General features: G+C 60.0%; 21 protein-coding genes. 13 read left to right on the top strand and 8 right to left on the bottom strand.

The genetic code is table 11. The features are described from left to right. Positions 1-180 precede the first annotated feature (180 nt). On the top strand, positions 181-1,281 hold the full coding sequence (locus ACP7E0_RS11215) for a helix-turn-helix transcriptional regulator (RefSeq protein ID WP_426124912.1): 1,101 nt from the start codon (positions 181-183) through the stop codon (positions 1,279-1,281). Here the strand turns inward: ACP7E0_RS11215 and ACP7E0_RS11220 are convergent. Then, positions 1,278-2,348 carry a lysine-2,3-aminomutase-like protein gene (locus ACP7E0_RS11220; protein ID WP_426124914.1) on the bottom strand — a complete coding sequence of 357 codons (1,071 nt, stop codon included), beginning with the start codon at positions 2,346-2,348 and terminating at the stop codon, positions 1,278-1,280. The two genes, ACP7E0_RS11215 and ACP7E0_RS11220, sit on opposite strands and share 4 nt — an antisense overlap. Continuing rightward, positions 2,345-3,415 carry an EF-P lysine aminoacylase EpmA gene (gene epmA / locus ACP7E0_RS11225; protein WP_426124915.1) on the bottom strand — a complete coding sequence of 357 codons (1,071 nt, stop codon included), beginning with the start codon at positions 3,413-3,415 and terminating at the stop codon, positions 2,345-2,347. Before epmA ends, ACP7E0_RS11220 begins: the two co-directional genes overlap by 4 nt. Before the next feature lie 199 nt (positions 3,416-3,614). Here epmA and efp point away from each other — a divergent pair, with 199 nt between their 5' ends. Continuing rightward, the gene (efp, locus tag ACP7E0_RS11230; RefSeq protein WP_113314649.1) at positions 3,615-4,184 is read left to right on the top strand and encodes an elongation factor P; all 570 of its coding nucleotides are present in this window, start codon (positions 3,615-3,617) and stop codon (positions 4,182-4,184) included. 71 nt (positions 4,185-4,255) lie between these two features. Here efp and ACP7E0_RS11235 read toward each other — a convergent pair whose 3' ends face one another. Then, a complete protein-coding gene (locus ACP7E0_RS11235) occupies positions 4,256-4,585 on the bottom strand; it encodes a hypothetical protein (protein ID WP_426124916.1) in 330 nt (109 codons plus the stop codon). A 20-nt stretch (positions 4,586-4,605) separates the two neighbouring features. Further along, on the bottom strand, positions 4,606-4,857 hold the full coding sequence (locus ACP7E0_RS11240; RefSeq protein WP_426124917.1) for a GlsB/YeaQ/YmgE family stress response membrane protein: 252 nt from the start codon (positions 4,855-4,857) through the stop codon (positions 4,606-4,608). A gap of 297 nt (positions 4,858-5,154) precedes the next feature. On the opposite strand from ACP7E0_RS11240, the gene ACP7E0_RS11245 reads away from it, so the two are divergent. Beyond that, positions 5,155-5,961, top strand: a complete 807-nt coding sequence (locus ACP7E0_RS11245; RefSeq protein ID WP_426124955.1) for an EamA family transporter — start codon at positions 5,155-5,157, stop codon at positions 5,959-5,961. 82 nt (positions 5,962-6,043) lie between these two features. Beyond that, the gene (locus tag ACP7E0_RS11250) at positions 6,044-7,285 is read left to right on the top strand and encodes a class I SAM-dependent methyltransferase (RefSeq protein WP_426124918.1); all 1,242 of its coding nucleotides are present in this window, start codon (positions 6,044-6,046) and stop codon (positions 7,283-7,285) included. Here the strand turns inward: ACP7E0_RS11250 and ACP7E0_RS11255 are convergent. Then, positions 7,280-8,116, bottom strand: coding sequence for a lipo-like protein (locus ACP7E0_RS11255; protein WP_426124920.1), 837 nt, complete (start codon positions 8,114-8,116; stop codon positions 7,280-7,282). The two genes, ACP7E0_RS11250 and ACP7E0_RS11255, sit on opposite strands and share 6 nt — an antisense overlap. A 148-nt stretch (positions 8,117-8,264) precedes the next feature. On the opposite strand from ACP7E0_RS11255, the gene mbfA reads away from it, so the two are divergent. Continuing rightward, a complete protein-coding gene (gene mbfA, locus ACP7E0_RS11260; RefSeq protein WP_426124921.1) occupies positions 8,265-9,248 on the top strand; it encodes an iron exporter MbfA in 984 nt (327 codons plus the stop codon). 141 nt (positions 9,249-9,389) lie between these two features. Beyond that, the gene (locus tag ACP7E0_RS11265; RefSeq protein WP_426124922.1) at positions 9,390-9,782 is read left to right on the top strand and encodes a glyoxalase superfamily protein; all 393 of its coding nucleotides are present in this window, start codon (positions 9,390-9,392) and stop codon (positions 9,780-9,782) included. 66 nt (positions 9,783-9,848) lie between these two features. Here ACP7E0_RS11265 and ACP7E0_RS11270 read toward each other — a convergent pair whose 3' ends face one another. Together ACP7E0_RS11270 and ACP7E0_RS11275 are read right to left on the bottom strand one after the other, a co-directional pair. Next, the gene (locus ACP7E0_RS11270) at positions 9,849-10,469 is read right to left on the bottom strand and encodes a transglutaminase-like cysteine peptidase (protein WP_426124924.1); all 621 of its coding nucleotides are present in this window, start codon (positions 10,467-10,469) and stop codon (positions 9,849-9,851) included. A gap of 224 nt (positions 10,470-10,693) precedes the next feature. After that, positions 10,694-11,497: an alpha/beta hydrolase gene (locus ACP7E0_RS11275; protein ID WP_426124925.1), complete on the bottom strand. Its 804-nt coding sequence runs from the start codon at positions 11,495-11,497 to the stop codon at positions 10,694-10,696. A 216-nt stretch (positions 11,498-11,713) separates the two neighbouring features. On the opposite strand from ACP7E0_RS11275, the gene infC reads away from it, so the two are divergent. The 6 genes from infC to pheT all read left to right on the top strand — a co-directional run bounded on the left by infC (position 11,714) and on the right by pheT (position 17,175). Beyond that, entirely contained in the window at positions 11,714-12,250 is a 537-nt protein-coding gene (gene infC, locus ACP7E0_RS11280) for a translation initiation factor IF-3 (RefSeq protein ID WP_113245492.1), read from the top strand. 232 nt (positions 12,251-12,482) lie between these two features. Next, entirely contained in the window at positions 12,483-12,686 is a 204-nt protein-coding gene (gene rpmI / locus ACP7E0_RS11285) for a 50S ribosomal protein L35 (RefSeq protein WP_113314658.1), read from the top strand. Positions 12,687-12,722: 36 nt separating this feature from the next. Beyond that, positions 12,723-13,127, top strand: coding sequence for a 50S ribosomal protein L20 (gene rplT, locus ACP7E0_RS11290; protein ID WP_113314659.1), 405 nt, complete (start codon positions 12,723-12,725; stop codon positions 13,125-13,127). A 107-nt stretch (positions 13,128-13,234) separates the two neighbouring features. Beyond that, positions 13,235-14,320 carry a phenylalanine--tRNA ligase subunit alpha gene (gene pheS, locus ACP7E0_RS11295; protein WP_426124927.1) on the top strand — a complete coding sequence of 362 codons (1,086 nt, stop codon included), beginning with the start codon at positions 13,235-13,237 and terminating at the stop codon, positions 14,318-14,320. After that, positions 14,317-14,727, top strand: coding sequence for an ASCH domain-containing protein (locus tag ACP7E0_RS11300; protein WP_426124928.1), 411 nt, complete (start codon positions 14,317-14,319; stop codon positions 14,725-14,727). The genes pheS and ACP7E0_RS11300 overlap by 4 nt, the downstream gene beginning before the upstream one ends. Positions 14,728-14,748: 21 nt before the next feature. Further along, positions 14,749-17,175: a phenylalanine--tRNA ligase subunit beta gene (pheT, locus tag ACP7E0_RS11305; protein ID WP_426124929.1), complete on the top strand. Its 2,427-nt coding sequence runs from the start codon at positions 14,749-14,751 to the stop codon at positions 17,173-17,175. A 1,259-nt stretch (positions 17,176-18,434) separates the two neighbouring features. On the opposite strand, the gene ACP7E0_RS11310 is transcribed toward pheT, so the two are convergent. Next, a complete protein-coding gene (locus ACP7E0_RS11310; RefSeq protein ID WP_426124930.1) occupies positions 18,435-18,794 on the bottom strand; it encodes a nuclear transport factor 2 family protein in 360 nt (119 codons plus the stop codon). A gap of 151 nt (positions 18,795-18,945) precedes the next feature. Between ACP7E0_RS11310 and ACP7E0_RS11315 the strand changes: the two genes are divergently transcribed. After that, positions 18,946-19,557 (top strand): hypothetical protein, encoded by a 612-nt coding sequence (locus tag ACP7E0_RS11315; RefSeq protein WP_426124932.1) that lies wholly within the window; start codon positions 18,946-18,948, stop codon positions 19,555-19,557. The last annotated feature ends 260 nt before the right edge of the window (positions 19,558-19,817 follow it).

Raw genomic sequence — 19,817 nt, forward strand, 5'->3', positions numbered from 1 at the left:
CCTACGATATCAAAAAGCCGGTCACTGCCAGTGGCCGGCTTTTTTGTGCGCAGAATCCAGCTCAAACCACGACAGAACCAAAATAGGACCAGTTCCGCCGGCGAGACCCTGCCTTCACACCATTGACGAGAGGAGAAAAGTAAACCTAAAGTTGGTTATTACGAATATGAGCAGATTCGAATGCGCGTTAACGCCGAACTCCTCTCCGAAGCTCTTGAACAGGTTCAGGCTGCAATTTTTGAGCCTTCACTCTGGCTTCCGGCAATCGAAGCTATCAGCAGGGCCAGCGGAGCTTTGGGCGCAACGATCGCCGAGCCGAACGGACGCGGTGTATTCGGTGCAACGCTGAGCACGGAAAACCTTGAAGACTTCCTCGAAGGGTATGTTCGCGAAGAATGGGGCTCGCGGGACTTTCGTGCGCAGCAACTTCTGCCGCCGGTGCGCCGTGCCGGCGTGGTCCTCGAAACCGACATCATTTCAAAGGAACAGTTCGAGCGGCACGACTATTACAAGCTCATGAGAAAACACGGCATTGCCGATTGTGTCCTTTTGGATCTCTCCTCAGCCAAGGACGAACTCTATCTCGTCTTCCAGAATAGCCTGGCAGAAGCTCCTCCGCGGGCGGAGGAAGCAGTCCATTTCCACGCGATCCGGACACGGCTTATCGCCGCGTTACAGCTTGCTCAACATGTTGACGCCAGCAAAGTCATGGGCATGGCGGCCGCCTTCGAAACCTCCCGTATCGGCTGTATCTTCTTTGACCGGAAAGGCTTTATCACGCTGGCGAATCCGAAAGCCAAAGCGCTGTTTACCGGTGACCTGCGCATTTCGCGCGGCGAGTTGCGGGTAAGCTCTGCAATTGAAACGGCGCACTTCAACCGGGCGCTCAAAACCGTGCTGCAGGCAAAAAGGGCCACCACCGATACCGTGTCCGCCGTTCGTCTATCCCGCCCCGGCAAACGGCCGCTCATCGTTCGCTTTGAACGCTTTGGCACCCAACTCGCCGACGTTTTCTCCCATTCCTGCGCCATGGCCTTGATCGAGGATCCGGACGAAGAGATACGCCTGAAGCCGGAAACGCTGATGGCACTGTTCGACCTGACACCGGCGGAAACGCGGATATCCCTGCTTGTCGCTAGCGGCATGAGTGCCGTCGATATCGCCGGCCAGCACGGCATCGGCTATGAGACCGTTCGAAGCCATATACGGTCGATATTCCAGAAAACCGGTACCGGCCGGCAATCGGAACTCAGTGCCCTGTTCGGCAAAATCCGTCTTTAAAGAGGCTGTTTCCCGGCCGATGCCGGTGGATAGGCGTGTTCTTCGCCGTGGAAATCCGAAACCGTATAACAGCCGCCGCCATTATCCTCGATGGTCGAGGCGCTGATCACCGTCTTGCCGTGGCCGCCGGGGATATCGAGGATATAGGCGGGCTGGCAGAGACCGGAGACACGGCCGCGCAAGGAGGCGACCAGCGCCTGCCCTTCCTTGATGGTCAGCCGGAAGTGGTTGGTTCCCGGTGCAAGGTCTGGATGATGCAGATAATAGGGTTTGATTCGGTTTTCGACGAAGGCACGCATCAGGCTAGCCAGCGTCTCCGGATCGTCATTGACACCCTTGAGCAGCACCGACTGGCTGACCATGACGATGCCGCTATCGACCAGCCGGGCGCAGGCGGCGCGGGCCTCGGCGGTCAATTCGCGCGGATGATTGGCGTGCAGCGCCAGATAGGTGGTCTTGCCGCTGGCCTTGAGCGCTGCGATCAGGACGTCATCGACGCGCTCTGGCTCGACGACCGGCACGCGGGTGTGAAAACGGACGATCTTCACATGCTCTATCGATGCCAGCCGTTCCATGATCGACGCCAGCCGGCGCGGCGACAGCACCAGCGGATCGCCGCCGGTGAGAATGACCTCCCAGATCTCCGGATGTTCGGCGATATAGGCAAATGCATTGTCCATCGCCTGCGATGCAAGCGTGCCGAGCCCCTGCGGCCCGACCATTTCGCGGCGGAAGCAGAAGCGGCAATAGACCGGGCAGACATGCACGGCCTTCAACAGCACGCGATCCGGATACCGATGAACGATGCCCTCGACGGGACTATGGGCGCCGTCACCAATCGGGTCTTCGCGCTCTTCCGGCAAGCGCAATAGCTCCGCCGCATCGGGGATGAACTGCCGGGCAATCGGATCATTGGGGTCGCTGGGATCGATCAGAGCTGCGATCGCCGGCGTGACGGCCACCGCATAACGGGCGGCAACATTATCCAGCCCGGCGCGCCGATCGACGGAAACCAGGCCCGCGTCCTGCAGATCATCGATCGTTTTCAAGGAACGAAGTGCTGTCACTTGCGACCCTCACGCAACAGCTCGGTGTCCGCCACCGGAGCCCAGATCACCTGATCGATCCGCGAGGCGCCGGTTGCCAGCATCACCAGCCGGTCGAAGCCGAGCGCGCTGCCGCTGGCCTGCGGCATGATCTCAAGCGCCTTTAAAAAGTCCTCGTCCAGCGGATAGGTTTCGCCATAGACGCGGCTCTTCTCCGCCATCTCCATGCCGAAGCGGCGGCGCTGTTCGCTCGCATCCGTCAGTTCGCCAAAGGCATTGGCGAGTTCGACGCCGCAGGCATAGAGCTCGAACCGTTCAGCGACGCGCGGATCATGCGGCGTAGGCCTCGCCAGCGCTGCCTCGGCGACCGGATATTCATAAAGGATCGTCGCGCGGCCAAAGCCGAGATTGGGCTCGACCTTCTCGACGATCACCCGGCTGAACATATCCGCCCAGGTATCATCATCCGCAACCCGCAGGCCAGCGGCGCGAAGCGTTCCGGCGAGGCTTTCCCGGTCGGTTTCGCCGCTCGGATCGATCGAGGAGAGAAGATCGACGCCCGCGAACTGCGCGAATGCCTCGGCAACGGTGATGCGCTGCGGCTCAACGAACGGATCGGCCAGCGCGCCGCGATAGGTCAGCTGCTTTGCCCCCACCGTTTCGGCTGCCAGACCGAGAATATCGGCGCAGTCGCGCATCAGCGCTTCGCAGGTCTCGCCGGCCCGGTACCATTCGAGCATGGTGAATTCCGGGTGGTGCAGCGGCCCGCGCTCGCGGTTACGATAGACATGGGCAAAGCAGGCGATGCGCTCCTCACCGGCCGAAAGCAGTTTCTTGCAGGCAAATTCAGGCGAGGTATGGAGATAGAGCGGTGCGGTGCTGCCATCAAGATGAATAGCCTGCGTTGCAAAGGCATGCAGATGCGCCTCGTTGCCGGGCGATACCTGCAGGGTCGCGGTATCCACCTCGATGAAATCGCGCGCAGCGAAAAAACCGCGCAAGGCAGCCTGAATGCGGTTGCGGCCGATCAGGAAACCACGGCGGTCGGCATGGACGTCTGGCGTCCACCAGGGAGAGGCAGCAGGCATGAAAGTCGTGTTTCCGTTTTCTCGGGCAGTCGATATTTTACGGTGGTTGCACGGGTTTCTTCGAGCCTGATCCGCCGTCACACTGGCAATTTACCCAAATATAGGATAGGTGCGGCCCGAAAACGCATTCTGGCGTCTGTGACGCGCATATTTCGTGCGCTCCTCTACGACGCATCCCGCTCAGTTACAAGGAAGACTTATGGTCAAGGTAATCGCCTCCTCAGTCCGCAAGGGCAATGTTCTCGAAGTCGATGGCAAGCTCTATGCCGTTCTGACCGCCGCGAACTTTCATCCCGGCAAGGGCACGCCTGTGACCCAGGTGGATATGCGCCGCATTTCCGATGGCGTGAAGGTTTCCGAACGCTGGCGCACCACCGAGCAGGTCGAGCGCGCCTTTGTCGAAGATAGCGAGCACACCTTCCTGTACGAAGATGGCGAAGGCTTCCATTTCATGAACCCGCAGAACTACGACCAGGTTGCCGTTTCGCCTGATGTCGTCGGCGACGACAAAGCCTATCTCCAGGAAGGCATGTCCGTTCAGCTGAAGATGTTCGAAGGCCTGGCGCTGGCGCTGGAACTGCCGACCCGCATGACGCTGGAAATCGTCGAGACCGAGCCGGTCGTCAAGGGCCAGACAGCATCGTCTTCCTACAAGCCGGCGATCATGTCGAATGGCGTGCGCACCATGGTTCCGCCGCATATCGGCGTCGGCACCCGCGTCGTCATCCTGACGGAAGACGCATCCTACGTCGAACGCGCCAAGGATTGATTCTTGGTGCCGGAATGAAAAACGGGCGCGGTTTCAAACCGCGCCCGTTTTCGTTATGCAATAAGTGAGAGTTAGTGCTTCAATTCCGGGTAGATCTCCGACACTTCCTCTGCGTCGCTAGGGGTGTCGTCGTACCCTTCGAGCGTTACGTAAACGCTGTCATCAACAGCCAGCCCGCCTTCGCGGCGCACCGCGATGCGTGAACCATTGTCGCGGACGAGGACCGCTTCGCCGTTGAAACCCTGTTTCAGCAGCCAGTCGCGCGGTGCGTTCAGACGAATACGGACCTGACGGCTATCGTCTTCTTCGCGCGCCTCTATAAGTTCATAGGAAACCGGCTGCGAATTGCCGTTGATTTCCAGCTGGCCATGGCCACTGCCTTCGGCTGCGAATGTCAGCATGATCGTCTCCTTTGGAAGATTTATCGGCGAACGGCGCGGCCAACCGCGATGAGAATGCAGGCACCGATGAAGCCGATGACCAGATAGGCGAGCCAGCCGTTGAAACCCATGTTGGCAAAGGCAAGGATGGCATTGAGAACGATGGCGCCGACAATGCCGAGAATGATATTCATGAACAGGCCCATGTTGGATTTCATGAACTGTTCTGCCATCCATCCGGCAAAGCCGCCGATGATGATTGCCGCGATCCAGCCTACGCCGTTGACGTCCATGTGTTTGCCCTCGCTAAAACAGAGTTGTTGCTGCAACAGATAACGGGCTGAGCGCCAATATGTTCCGGGCTGCTCCGTGAGCATTATCAAATACCCTTATGTTAACCCCCACAAATATGAATTTGCCGGAGGGCTCTGCATTCGATAGAGCCGTTCGGAGCGAGATCGGCATCGCCTCTGGAGGAGGACGTCTTGGATCAACAGGCAACGGCACCAGCCCATGCAACCGAAGGCATCGTTCCGCCCGCGACAACGCTGCCGGACACCGGCACCACGGCTGCGCTGACCGGCGGGCTGATGTGTCTGCTGTCGATGTCGAGCGTGCAGTTCGGTTCGGCGCTGTCGGCGCCGGCGATTGCCGCCTATGGTCCGTTCGGCACCACCTGGCTACGGCTCGTCTGGGCCGCCGCTCTGCTGGCCATTATCGTGCGTCCGCCGATCCTGCGCTACTCGCGGGCTCAATGGCGGATGGCGGGGCTGCTCGGCGCCTGCATGGCCGGAATGACCTTGTGTTTCTTTGCGGCGATCGAACGCATTCCGCTCGGTCTCGCCGTCGCCATCGACTTCCTCGGCCCGCTCGCGGTTGCCACCTTCGCCTTCGGCCTCGGCTGGCGGCTGGTCTGGCCGCTGATTGCCGGTGCCGGCGTGCTGCTTCTGGCGCATGACGGCAATGGCTGGATCGGCGATTCCACCGGCATTCTCTTTGCCTTCGGTGCGGCCACCGGCTGGGGGCTTTACATCATCCTGATGAAGAAGGCCGGAAACGCCTTTGAAGGCCTGCAGGGCCTCTCCATGTCGCTGATCGTCGCGGCAATCGTCGCCACGCCTTTCGGGCTGATCGATGCGCCGCGCATGACGGCCGAAGGTGTGGTGACGATCGCCGGTCTGGCGCTGCTTGTGCCGCTGATCCCCTATGCGCTGGAAATGATCGCGCTGCGCCGGATGAGCACATCCTCTTTCGGCATCCTGATGAGCCTTGAGCCCGCGCTTGGCGCCCTTGCCGGCTTTCTGGTGCTGAGCCAGCCGATGACCTACCTGCAGATCACCGGCACCGTTCTCGTCGTTGCCGCCAGCGCCGGCGCCACCGCCACCGGCCGTTCATAAAGCCAGAATTATGGGCGCGCTTTTTGTAAACCCGGTGATAGAGTGATGCTCCGCAAGCGTCGCTTTTTCCATCGAGGTGTGCATGTTTCCACTATCGCATATGATGAAAGCTTTCATTCGCAAGGGCCAGCTGACCGTCATCGACGCCGATGGCAAACCGCATGTTTTCAAGGGTGAGCCGGGTCCGGAAGTGACCATGCGGCTGACCGATCGCAAGCTCTACCGCACCCTCGTCTTCAATTCCGAACTGGCCGCCGGCGAGGCCTATATGGATGGAACGCTGCGCTTCGAGGACGGCTCGAACTTACGCGATTTCCTGACATTGTTCTCGATCAACCGGCTGTCGCTCGGCTCCTATCCGATCCAGAAGGTGCTGCGCGCCATCAAGATGCGTTTCCGCAAGCGCCAGCAATCCAACGTCAAGGGCGAGGCCCAGCGCAACGTCGCCCATCACTACGACCTCGGCAACGAATTCTACAAACTCTTCCTCGACGAGCACATGCTCTATTCCTGCGCCTATTTCCGCGAACCGGACGAGACGCTGGAGCAGGCTCAGCGCAACAAGCTGAGGCTGCTCGCCTCCAAGCTTTGCCTCAGGCCCGGCATGAAAGTGCTCGATATCGGCTGCGGCTGGGGGGATCTGGCGCTCTATCTCGCCCAGCTCGAAGACGTCGAAGTGCTCGGTGTTACCCTTTCCAAGGAGCAGCAGGCGCTGGCGACACAGCGCGCCAAGGATGCCGGGCTGGAAGGCCGCGTCCGCTTCGAACTGCGCGACTACCGCGAGGTCAACGAGACCTTCGACCGCATCGTCTCGGTCGGCATGTTCGAGCATGTCGGTGTCAGCCACTATGACGAGTTCTTCAAGAAGCTGAACACGCTGATGCCGGACGACGGCATCGCGGTTCTGCATTCGATCGGCCATATGAGCCCGCCCGGCATGGCCAGCGCCTGGCTGCGCAAATATATCTTCCCCGGCGCCTATTCGCCCGCCCTTTCCGAGGTTTTCGAAGTGGTGGAGCGCAACAGCCTGTGGGTGAGTGATCTGGAATTCCTGCGCGTCCACTATGCGACGACGCTCAAGCATTGGGTCGAGCGCTTCGACAAGAACCGCGACAAGGTCGTCGAAATGTATGACGAACGCTTTGCCCGCATGTGGGAATTCTATTTGGTCAGCTGCGAAATGATGTTCCGCACCGGCAGCCAGCTGGTGTTTCACATGCAGTTGTCGCGGAGCCGCGATGCTGCCCCCATCGTGCGTGACTACATCACCGACCGGCAAAAGGCCTATATCGTGCGCGAACAGACGCTGAATATCACCCTATGACGAGCTGGTTTTCTCGATGAATGCCTGTTCGTCATCGCCCTGCCATTGCAGCCGCTTGTAGTCGAAGCCGTATTCCAGCGTCGGTTTCACCACGGCGAAATAGGGCGAGAGATCGAAATCGCGCGGCGTGTAGAGCGAATGATGGCGGATATGCAGGATTTCGGCGCGTGAATAGGTCGATGTCGCCGACGCCCGGCCGGGTGCGCGGGTAATCTCCGGCAATATCGGATAGCGGATCTGCTCGAAAGCCTGTGCGATCAACGTCGAGCAGATGGCGCGCGTCGGGTCCCCTGACCCGAAGGCCAGCATACGGCGTCGAAAGCGCACCGGCACCGGCGGTGTCGGCATGAAATAACGCAGCATGTCGAAGATGTTCTTCATGTCGTATTTCAGGCCGAGCCTTGAGATCATGAAGGACAGGACCGCATTACGATCATCCGGCGTCAGCCCGACAGGCCGGCAGATACGGGTGTTGTAGGTGCAGTATTTTCTGAGTGGCACCGCAACACAGCCCTCGCCGAGATTGACCTCGATGAGCTGCGGTCGATCGATAATGGGGAGCGTTGCCTGATCGAGCGTCAGCGGGATTTCGTCGCCGGCGAAAAAGGCCGCGTGCGACCATGTCGATTGGGTGAGATACTTGATCGTGTTGGAAATCTTGTGATTGCCCTCGATCAGCAGGATATCTCCCGGCCGCAACGTCCGGGCCAGCGTTTCGGGGTCGGATGGCGTGTAAGGTTCGTAGCCCGAGGTCCGGGCCGTCAGCCTTCCTGCCATCGCCATGCCGATGCGATCGAGAAGCGTGTCCTTGCTGGTCAGAAGCGGGTTCATACGACAGCAGCCTTCTTTCGGGCGTTCATCCTGCTGTTTATGTAGGAATTTATCCGGCCACCTGTCGAGTCACACTACCGGTTCGGGGTTGACCTTCGCGTGAAGCAGTCTTAAATTTAGAATTATTCTAAACTAGGTTGATTGCATCATGTTTTCCCACCTGCTTTCGCGCTCCAAGCGTCCGCTGTCCTCACTGTCCGAACAGGAAGTTCTGGCACTCGCCATCTCATCCGAAGAGGACGACGCCCGCATCTATTTTGCCTATGCCGACGCGCTGAAAGACAGGTATCCGGATTCAGCCAAGGTCTTCGAGGACATGGGCGAGGTGGAAAACGCCCACAAGACCATGCTGATCGACATGCACCGCCGCCGGTTCGGCGAACGCATTCCCCTGATCCGGCGCGAACATGTCAAAGGCTTCCTCACCCGCAAGCCGGACTGGCTGCGCCATAACCAGTCGCTCGACGCCATGCGGCGCGAGGCGGAAGAGATGGAAACGCAAGCGTATAATTTCTATGTCGAGGCGGGCAAGAACACATCCGATGCGGCAACCCGGCAATTGCTGGGCGATCTGGCACTGGCCGAACAGGGCCATGAGGATATTGCCCGCATGCTGACGGACAAGCACGTGCCGGAAGGCGCGCGCAAGAAAGAAGACGAGGCGGCGCACCGCCAGTTCCTGCTGACCTATGTGCAGCCGGGTCTTGCGGGACTGATGGACGGCTCGGTCTCGACGCTGGCGCCGATCTTCGCTGCCGCCTTTGCCACGCAGGACACCTGGCAGACCTTCCTGGTTGGCCTGTCCGCATCCGTTGGCGCCGGCATATCCATGGGCTTTACCGAAGCAGCGCATGACGACGGCAAGCTTTCCGGCCGTGGCTCACCGCTCAAGCGCGGTCTCGCCTGCGGCATTATGACGACCCTCGGCGGCCTCGGCCACGCTTTGCCCTATCTCATCCCGCACTTCTGGACGGCGACGATCACCGCCGGCATCATCGTCTTCTTCGAACTCTGGGCCATCGCCTTCATCCAGAACAAGTATATGGAAACCCCGTTCCTGCGCGCGGCCTTCCAGGTGGTTCTCGGTGGTGGGCTGGTGCTGGCTGCGGGTGTTTTGATCGGTAATGCCTGAGCGAAGCACTTTGCCGCTCAGGGTTTTCCTGTTACAGGCTAAAGGGCGTGAGCACCGTCTCATCGATCGAAAAACGGAGTACGGGCCTCATGCGGCACCGCCCGCTGGCTTCCCGGAATCTCCCAAATCTGAGGTGAAGCGATGGATGACATCGCCGATCACGGCATTCGCTTCGGGCGAATTGCCGCCATGCTCCCAGTCAAGGACATGGGCAAAGCCCATGACTTCTACGTCAACGTCCTCGGTTTCCGGAAAACCTTCCAAAACGGCAATCCGGTCGGCTTCATGATCCTTGAGCGGGATCGGGCCGAACTGCATCTGACCCTGCAACCGGGTCACAGGGCCGCAGACTTCAACGTGGCGCACATGATGGTGGGGGATGTCGATGCACTGCATGCGATTTGCCAGAGCCATGGACTGCGCATCATCAAAGGCCTCCAGGACAAGGACTATGGTCTTCGGGCCTTTGTCTTTGAAGATCCGGACGGCAACCGGATCGATGTCGGGCAGGTGTTGCCAGCGAACCCAGGCTGATCAAAACGGAAGAAGGGCGCGACCTGATGAGGTCGCGCCCTTCTTCAAATCCATGTTTGGCGGCTATCAGTTCCCGACCGAACCGACCAGCACTTCCGCGCCGTTCTCGATCGTCACCCAGCGGCCCGTGTTGAATGATGCCTGGCGCTTGAGGAAGCGATAGGGCGTCTTGCTCCAGATCTTCACGTCATTTTCGAGGTTATCGAGGATGAAGTCGCCCTGTGCGGTGCGCACGGTCAAAACGGCATGGCCTTCGCCGTCTGGCTTGCGGACAACGGTGATCAGCAGATCAGACGGAGAGAAGCCTTTCTCCATCAGGCGCTTGCGCTTGAGAAGAACAAAGTCTTCGCAATCGCCGGCACCATCCGGATAGGCCCAGACTTCGTCCTTGCCGAACAGGTCCATGTCGGTCATCGGGGTAATTTCGCTGTTAACGGCGAGATTGACCTGGCGGATAACCGACCAGCCAAAATCGGTGACGCGTGGTGCTACCGTCGATTTGGTCTTGATCTCGCATTCCGGACGATGGGTCTGGCAGAATTCGTAATGACCGATCGGCTGCGAGGTGATGGCGCCGGTCTGCATCGACAGTGCGGTTGCAGACGGCGCCGGGATTGCAGCGCCTGCCGAAGCGAAAACAGCCGCAAGTGCCACGACCATTTTCCGGATGCCCATCAACTGCGCCATGCAAGTCCCCTGTGGCGCGGTTTTCTTCCGAAACATTTCTGAAGAATCCCCGCGAAGCTTGAAAACTCTGGTCAGCTTTCGCGGTGATACCCCGCCGCGCGCCGCTCTAATCGTTAACAAAGAGTTAACAGCGCGGCCGAAACGAAGTCAATCTGCAGATTTGGGGATCGCCGGATATGGTTAAAATGCCCGGCCGAGCCTGTCCCAGTGGGGTTTTACGGCTTTCAGACGGCCAGCATGGCATCCACGGCGGTCAGAATCCGCTCGATATCCTCCGGCCGCGACAGGCGGTGATCGCCATCGCGGATGAGCGTCATCACCACATCATCCGAGGGCAGATGCTCCATCAGCTTCAGGGCGTGGCCATAGGGAACATCGGGATCCCGCATGCCCTGCAGGATATGCACCGGGCAGCCGGTCTCGATAATACCGGTCAGCACCCGGTTTGTCCGTCCATCCTCGATCAACCGCGCCGTGAAGATGTTCGGATCCGGGCCATAGGGCGTCGGCTCTTCGAAATAGCCGCGCTCGGTCAGCGATGTCAGTTCGGCGTCCGAAAGGTTCGGCTCGATCAGGTCGCTGGTGAAATCCGGGGCCGGCGCGATCAAGACGAGACCGGCAATTTTTGCGCCTTCGCCGCGAGCCCGCAGTTCGGCAATCAGCCTGAGCGCCACCCAGCATCCCATCGACGAGCCGACCAGCACCATGCGTTTCGGGCCGACATGATCGATGACCGCGAGACTTTCCTCCAGCCACCTGGAAATCGTCCCGTCGGTAAAGGCACCGCCCGAGGCGCCATGACCGGAATAATCGAAGCGGATGCAGGCGGAACCCAAATCAGCCGCATGCCGCTCCAGCTCGACGGCCTTGGTGCCGGTCATGTCCGAGCGGTAGCCGCCCAGCCAGACCAAGGTCGGCAAGCCATTGCCGTTCTTTGCCGGCAGGATACGCATGGCGATGCGGCGCGATTCGCTGCCGGTGCCGACTTCAAGCATGTCCGGATCGGCGTTCGACATTGGCAATGACATGCTATTTTCCCTATTCTAAAGCGCTTCCCGCTGATTTTCTTTCTAAAACAGATTCTCCGAATGCCTGACAGGTGGTGATTTTCGTGAAGAGCTGTGTTATTGACTTTTCCGCAGCAATTTACACATGAAGACCAAGCGGCAGTTGGACGGCATTTTGCCGGGACAAAGCGCTATGAACCGATATTGCATTCGAAACAGCTCGAGGAGAGTACGACCATTCGCAGACCGTTCAAAACGGACGCCCCTGTCAAAGACGGGCCCCGCTCTAACAAGGAAATCCGGTCCCTCCGGGTTCAGCTCATCGACGCCGAAGGTGTAAACCACGGCAGCATTCCCACAGAACAGGCGCTCCGCATGGCGGAAGAACTGGGCCTCGACCTCGTCGAGATCTCGCCGAACGCGGAACCGCCGGTGTGCAAGATCCTTGATCTGGGCAAACTGAAATACTCAACGCAGAAGAAAGCCGCCGAGGCACGCAAGAAGCAGAAGATCATCGAGATCAAGGAGATCAAGATGCGTCCGAATATCGACACGCATGACTATGACGTCAAGATGCGCGCGATGAACCGCTTCTTCGAAGAAGGCGACAAGGTCAAGGTGACCCTGAAATTCCGCGGCCGTGAAATGGCACACCAGGAGCTGGGCATGAAACTGCTCCTCCAGGTCAAGGAAGACACCACGGCAATCGCCAAGGTCGAAGCCGAGCCGAAGCTGGAAGGCCGTCAGATGATGATGGTTCTGGCTCCGAGGTAAGCGCCTCGTTTTCAGGCCGGACCTGATGAAAGCCGCCTGCCTGGCGGCTATTTCATTCCGAGCTCGGAAAATGGGAAATATCGGGTACTATCCTGAATCCCATTGCACTTTGCGGGCGCTTCGGTTACAAGCCCCCGTCCGAACGGTCCGGCAGGGCATGCCGTGGCCGTTCTTTTACGCTGGAGACGACCTCGTCAGTCGATCTCGAAATCAAGAAAAATGGAGTAGCAAAATGCCCAAGATGAAGACGAAATCCTCGGCCAAGAAGCGGTTCAAGATCACCGCAACCGGCAAGGTGATGGCAGCTGCCGCAGGCAAGCGCCATGGCATGATCAAGCGGTCCAACAAGTTCATTCGCAACGCGCGCGGAACGATGGTTCTGGCCGAGCCCGATGGCAAGAAGGTCATCAAGAACTACCTGCCCAACGGTCTCTAAGACTTCTGGCACTTTGGATTTTAAGGAGATCATATCATGGCACGTGTAAAACGCGGCGTAACTTCCCACGCCAAGCACAAGAAGACACTCAAGGCAGCCAAGGGCTTCTACGGCCGCCGCAAGAATACCATCCGCGCTGCCAAGGCAGCCGTGGATCGTTCGAAGCAGTTCGCTTACCGCGACCGCAAGGTCAACAAGCGCAACTTCCGCGCTCTCTGGATCCAGCGCATTAACGCTGCCGTTCGTGAAAATGGCCTGACCTACGGCCGTTTCATCGACGGTCTGTCGAAGGCTGGCATCGAAGTCGACCGCAAGGTTCTGTCCGACATGGCTATCCATGAGCCGGAAGCATTCGGCGCGTTGATCGCTGCTGCAAAGAAGGCGCTGGATTACCTCAAGGACGCCGGCACCAAGAACGAGTTTGAAAGCGCGGTTCGTTAAGACCAGCGCTTCCCAAGCCTTTTAGATATTAGTTGGGAAACCCGCGCTGGCTCGGCTGGCGCGGGTTTTTCTTTGACCGATCACGGCAAGGAACCGGGAAATAAACGATGTCCGATCTGGAAGCACTGAAAGACAATCTGCTGGCCGAAGTGACCGCTGCCGGTGACGAAGCGGCGATCGAAGCCGTGCGCGTCAACGCACTCGGCAAGAAGGGCTCGATCTCCGAGCTGCTGAAGACGCTCGGCACCATGACGCCGGAAGAACGCCAGACGCGCGGTGCCGCGATCAACGCGCTGAAGACCGATGTCTTTGCCGCGATTACCGCCCGCAAGTCCGACCTGAAGGACGCGGCGATTGCCGAACGGCTGGCCCGCGAAACCGTCGATATCTCGCTGCCGGTGCGTTCTTCCCCGGCTGAGCGCGGCCGCATTCATCCGATCAGCCAGATCATCGACGAGATCACCGCGATCTTCGCCGACATGGGCTTCTCGATCGCCGAAGGCCCGGATATCGAGACCGACTATTACAATTTCACCGCGCTGAACTTCCCCGAAGGTCATCCGGCCCGCGAAATGCACGACACGTTCTTCTTCAATCCGGACGCAAACGGCGAGCGCAAGGTCCTGCGCACGCATACCTCGCCGGTACAGATCCGCACGATGGAGACGCAGAAGCCGCCGATCCGTATCATCATTCCGGGCAAGACCTACCGCCAGGACAGCGATGCCACCCATTCGCCGATGTTCCATCAGGTCGAAGGCCTCGTCGTCGATACCAAGTCGAACGTCGCCAACATGCGCTGGATTCTCGAAGAATTCTGCAAGACCTTCTTCGAAGTCGATGACGTGACGATGCGCTTCCGCCCGTCGTTCTTCCCGTTCACCGAGCCGTCCTTCGAGGTCGATATCCAGTGCGACCGCTCCTCCGGCCCGATCGTCAAGTTCGGCGAAGGCACCGACTGGATGGAAATCCTCGGCTGCGGCATGGTCCACCCGAATGTGCTGCGCGCCGGCGGCCTTGATCCCGATGTCTACCAGGGCTTTGCCTGGGGCATGGGCCTCGACCGCATCGCCATGCTAAAATACGGCATGCCGGACCTGCGTAACTTCTTCGATGCCGATGTCCGCTGGATGAGCCACTACGGTTTTCGCCCGCTCGATATGCCGACCCTGTTTGGCGGGTTAAGCACGTGACAGACCTTCCAGCACGCCTCAAAGGCTTGGTAGCCTTTAGTTTCGGCGATTCTCCGGCGCTTGCCGACGAATTGCTGGCGCTTGTGCTTGAAGGCCGAAAAACCGCGACGTGCAGCCGGCCACAGGATTACGGTGATGGCAAGGAGCCTATGCCGCAACTGGGGCGGCACGACGTGGTTCTGGACGGGCAAGCCCGGGCAGCGGCCGTCGTCGAAACGATCGAGCTGACCTATCGTCGCTTTGACGAGGTTGATGCCGCCTTTGCCCATGACGAAGGAGAAGGCGACCGGTCCCTGTCTTTCTGGCGCGAAGCACACGAAACCTACTTCCGGCGCAACGGCGGCTTTTCTCCCGACATGGACCTTCTTTGCGAACGCTTCCGCGTCATTGAAGTGCTGGAACGCTGATTATTTGAGAACAGGTGGACAATGAAATTTACACTCTCCTGGCTGAAAGACCATCTGGAAACGGATGCTACCCTTGAACAGATCTGCGCGCGCCTGACGTCGATCGGGCTCGAAGTCGAGGACGTCGATGACAAGGCCGCGTTCAAACCCTTCGTCATCGCCAAGGTCGTCTCGGCTGAAAAGCATCCGCAAGCCGACAAGCTGCGGGTGCTGATGGTCGATACCGGCACGGGCGCCCCGATCCAGGTCGTTTGTGGCGCCCCAAATGCGCGGGCCGGCCTTGTCGGCGCTTTCGCCGCTCCCGGTGCCTATGTTCCGGGCATCGACGTGACACTCGCCGTCGGCACCATCCGCGGCGTCGAAAGCCACGGCATGATGTGCTCGGAAAAAGAGTTGCAGATGTCGGATAGCCATGACGGCATCATCGACCTGCCGGAAGATGCGCCCGTCGGCACCAGCTTTGCCGCCTATGCCGGGCTGGACGATCCGATGATCGAGATCAACCTGACGCCGAACCGCCCGGACTGCACCTCGATCTACGGCATTGCCCGCGATCTCGCCGCCTCCGGCCTCGGCACTTTGAAGGCCCCGACGGCGCCGACTTTCAAGGTCGAAGGCGACACCACCACCAAGGTCACGCATGACCTTGGCGAAGACAGTCATCTCTGCCCGGGCTTTGCTCTGCGTCTCGTGCGCGGCGTCAAGAACGGCCCGAGCCCGAAATGGATGCAGCAGCGCCTGCTCGCCATCGGCCTTCGCCCGATCAATGCACTCGTCGATGTCACCAATTACATGACCTTCGACCAGGGCCGACCGCTGCACGTCTTCGATGCCGCCAAGGTCAAGGGCAACCTCACCGTCCGCCGTGCCATCGAAGGCGAAAAGGTGCTGGCGCTCGATACGCGCGAATACACTCTTTCGCCGGCTAACGTCGTCATCGCCGACGAGGACGGCATCGAGTCGATCGGCGGCATCATGGGCGGTGAACATTCCGGCTGCGACGAGAACACTGTCGATGTGCTGATCGAATCGGCCCTCTGGGACCCGATGAACATCGCCAAGAGCGGTCGCGCACTCGGCATCATCACCGATGCACGCTACCGCTTCGAGCGCGGCGTCGATCCCGCATATATGGTTGCAGGCCTCGAACGCGCCACCCAGCTGGTCCTCGATATCTGCGGCGGTACCGCGGCCAAGACCTATGTGACCGGTTATGCCGGCTACACGGCCAAGATCGTCGATTTCCCGGTTTCCGAGGTGAAGCGCCTGACGGGTCTTGAGGTCAGCTCGGAAGAGAGCATCTCGATTCTCAAGGGCCTCGGTTTCGGCGTTGAAGGCTCCGGCGAGCGCGTCTCGGTTTCCGTTCCCTCCTGGCGGCCGGATGTCGATGGCAAGGCCGACCTCGTCGAAGAAGTCATGCGCATCCATGGCGTCGATAATATCAAGCCTGAACCGATCGAAAGCCTTGGCGCGGTCAATGGCAAGATCCTGACGAGCCTGCAGATCCGCACCCGGCTTGCCAAGCGGTCGCTGGCCGCCCGCGGCATGCTCGAAGCCGTCACCTGGTCGTTCATCTCGAAGGCGCAGGTCGAGTTGTTCGGTGGCGGTGCACCTTCGTTGTCGCTGGCAAACCCGATCGCAGCCGACATGTCCGACATGCGCCCATCGCTGCTGCCCGGTCTTTTGACCGCCGCCCAGCGCAATGCCGACAAGGGCTTTGGCGACGTGGCGATCTTCGAAGTCTCCGGCACCTATGAGAACGACACGCCCACCGGACAGCGCCGCGTGGCCGGCGGTATCCGCCGTGGCACGGCATCGCTTGCCGGTGCCGGCCGCTCGTGGTCGAACGCCGCCAAGGGTGGTGGCAAGCCGGTCGACGTGTTCGACGCCAAGGCCGACGCCATTGCCGTTCTCGAAGCCTGCGGCGTGCCGATGGGCAATGTCCAGTTCGAAGCCGGCGGCCCGTCCTGGTATCATCCGGGCCGTTCCGGCACGATCAAGCTCGGCCCGAAGATCATCCTCGGCACCTTCGGCGAATTCCATCCGAAGGTGCTGGAAGCGCTCGACGTTTCCGGCGCGCTCGCAGGCTTCGAAGTCTATGTCGATGCCATGCCCGAACCGAAGAAGAAAGCCACCCGCACCAAGCCGGCGCTGGAGCTTTCCCCCTTCCAGGCCGTCAAGCGCGACTTCGCCTTCGTGGTGGATAAGACCGTTGAGGCTGGCGCGATCCTCAAAGCCGCATCGAGTGCCGACCGCAAGCTGGTCACCGGCGTCAACGTCTTTGATATTTTCGAAGGCGCATCCGTCGGCGAAGGCAAGAAGTCGGTCGCCATCGAAGTCGTCATCCAGCCTGCGGACCGCACGCTGACCGACGAGGACTTCGAAGCCCTGACCGGCAAGATCATCGCCAATGTGACGAAGAACACCGGTGGTGTTCTGCGGGCCTGACAAGGCTGCTGTCCCACCCGTTTTTTTGCTCTTATCTCCTCATCCCCGCCCTCGTGGCGGGGATGCAGCGCGCCGCCTCTTACACGCAAAATCAATTTCCAGCCCACATGCCGCAAGTCTCTCCTGTGCTGTGGCAGGATACTCGCGGCAAGCCGGAAAATGATGACGGACGATGTGCCCCGGCTCATGCCGGGCAACGCCCATGATCAGCTACGATCCTGGCGGCCATTCAACAGTTTCCTTTTTATTCAAGCGTTTATCCCTTGCGTCATTTCTGCGCCCGTCACAGGAACCCAGTCACGCGACGGCTCTGTTCTCTGGGCGCTTTCACGATGCAGATGCGCCGTGGCGGGTAACCGGCAACAGATATGACGGCGCATTTCGAGGACGGTCCACTCGGCGAAAACGCCCCCCACGGAAAAGCCCCATCCCCGCAAATCCCCGCGCTTAAAACCCGTGCGATACTTCTTCCCGTCTCATCACGGATACACCGGTTTGCGTTGCCGGCGAGGTGGGGCCGGTGCCCGGATGGTTTGGCGAAACGCGCGCAAAATCCCCGGGGCTGCGTGAAAGGCGGTTCTCCTCCGGTTCGTGAAAGCGGACCGGGCGTGCCGGGTGGTCACGCCGTCTTCGGACGGTCCAGGGCTAAACCCCGTCTCATTGAAAGGCCTGGCGGATAAGCGGCCGGGCTGGGGCATTGGAGGCTTTCCCCTGACAAGGGAAAGCGCAGAAGAACCTGAGAAGCGCGGCAAAAGACATCGAACGGGGCGCCGGAAGGCGTCATATAAACTTACTATCCTGCGGCACTTTCCAGCGCCCCGGCCGAGTCAGCATCAGAAAAACCACGGCGGATTTTTCCGGGCGTGGCTATAGGCCGTTGAAGCTGCCGCGATCTCCCTCTTCTCCCCATCGGGGAGAAGGTGGCCCGCAGGGCCGGATGAGGGGGGCGAAGCCACCTTGAAGAACAAAACCGGGCGAACTGAGATTGAGAAAGTTGGGAAAACACTGCGATGAAGGCCTGCCCCTCCATGCCGAACCGCCCCCTCATCCGCCCTTCGGGCACCTTCTCCCCGCTGGGGAGAAGAGGGAATTCCACCTCCCCCTTGAGGGGGGAGGTCGCGACGCAGTCGCGGGTGGGTGATCGCCGCAAACGCTACAGGTGATTCGAGCATGCCGCAGTTCACCCCACCCCGGAGCTTTGCTCCGACCCTCTCCCTCAAGGGGAGGGTAAAACTGGCGCAACCTTTGGCGAACAGACTCTACCGGTGCAGATGAAACAGCTTGTTGACGATCACCCAGCGACCGTCGATCTTCAGCAGCGACAGGTAATCGCTAAACCGCATGCCGGCGAACTCGTCGGTGACCTTGACGAAGGCGGCGTCGCCCTCGATGTCGGTGATCTCGATATCCATCAAAGGCTGGGTTCCGGGAGGGGCCGGCGGTTCCGCGAGGGTGGCGGCGATGAAATCGTCGCGGGACATCCATTCGACGGCCCCCTGATAATGGCCGATGATCTTGGCGTCCGGGTGGAAAGCCTTGCGTAGCGCCGCTTCGTTGCAGAACGCCATGCCATCGACATAGAGGTGAACGACTGCGCCTATTGCCTGCTCGTCGGACATGCTTCTCTCCCTTGCTGACCGCCCAATCCTAGCACGAAGGCGCGGTGGAATGAAGGCTAGACGGCGGATCACCCCAAGACCTGCCGCACGGGAAACGGGTGGCTCGCCGCCCGTCTCCAGCATAGTCTTCGCCAAAACCGAGGAGCATCCGATGAAAAAGCCGGGATCGATGAAAGCGCTGGAAGACATGGGACGGGTGCGGCTATCGGAGAACTTCTTTCTGCGCGAGTTCCTGCATTCGGAAATCGCTGATTTCTACGGCATGCCGAATATTCCCGACGATCCGGAACTGGCGATCTCCGCCGGGGCCAGGCTTTGCGAAGAGTTGCTGGAACCGCTGCAGCGGACGTTTGGGCGGCTGCACATCCGCTCCGGTTACCGCTCCCGCTCGGTCAATGACTTCGGCAACCGCCAAAAGCTAAACTGCTCAACCAATGCCGCAAGTGCTGCCGACCATATCTGGGACATGCGCGACGCCGATGGTTGCATGGGCGCCACGGCCTGCATTGTCGTTCCCTGGGTCTGGGACCGGCGCGCCACTCTTGGCGGCTGGCAGTCGCTGGCCTGGTGGATCCACGATCACCTGCCCTATGCCTCGCTCTGCTTCTTCCCGAAACTGTGGGCCTTCAACATCCAGTGGCATGAACGGCCGGCCCGGCGTATCCGCAGCTATATCGCGCCCGCCGGACTTCTGACCAAGGAGGGCATGGCCAACCATTCCGGCAGCCATGCCGAGCTCTACAAAGGTTTCCCGTCGCTCTAACAGCCTGCTGGCAAGCCCGGAACACGATTGCGCAGCGGGAGCGGCACCTCACTTTCCGTCATGCTCGCCCTTGTGGCGGGCATCCAGCGACCCGACGTCCGTCGGGTCAAGAGACTCTTTCAGCTCAAGAACTTGAGCCGACTGGCAACTGTGTTTCTACGTTTGTGAAAAAATTGTTTTGTCCCTCGTGATTGCGTTTGCGATGGCGAGTATTTTGCGTGCGAGGGCAATGATGATGACCTTGAAAGGCTTGCCGCGTT

Source organism: Pararhizobium sp. PWRC1-1 (assembly GCF_049897905.1).
Taxonomy (GTDB): Bacteria; Pseudomonadota; Alphaproteobacteria; order Rhizobiales; family Rhizobiaceae; genus Pararhizobium.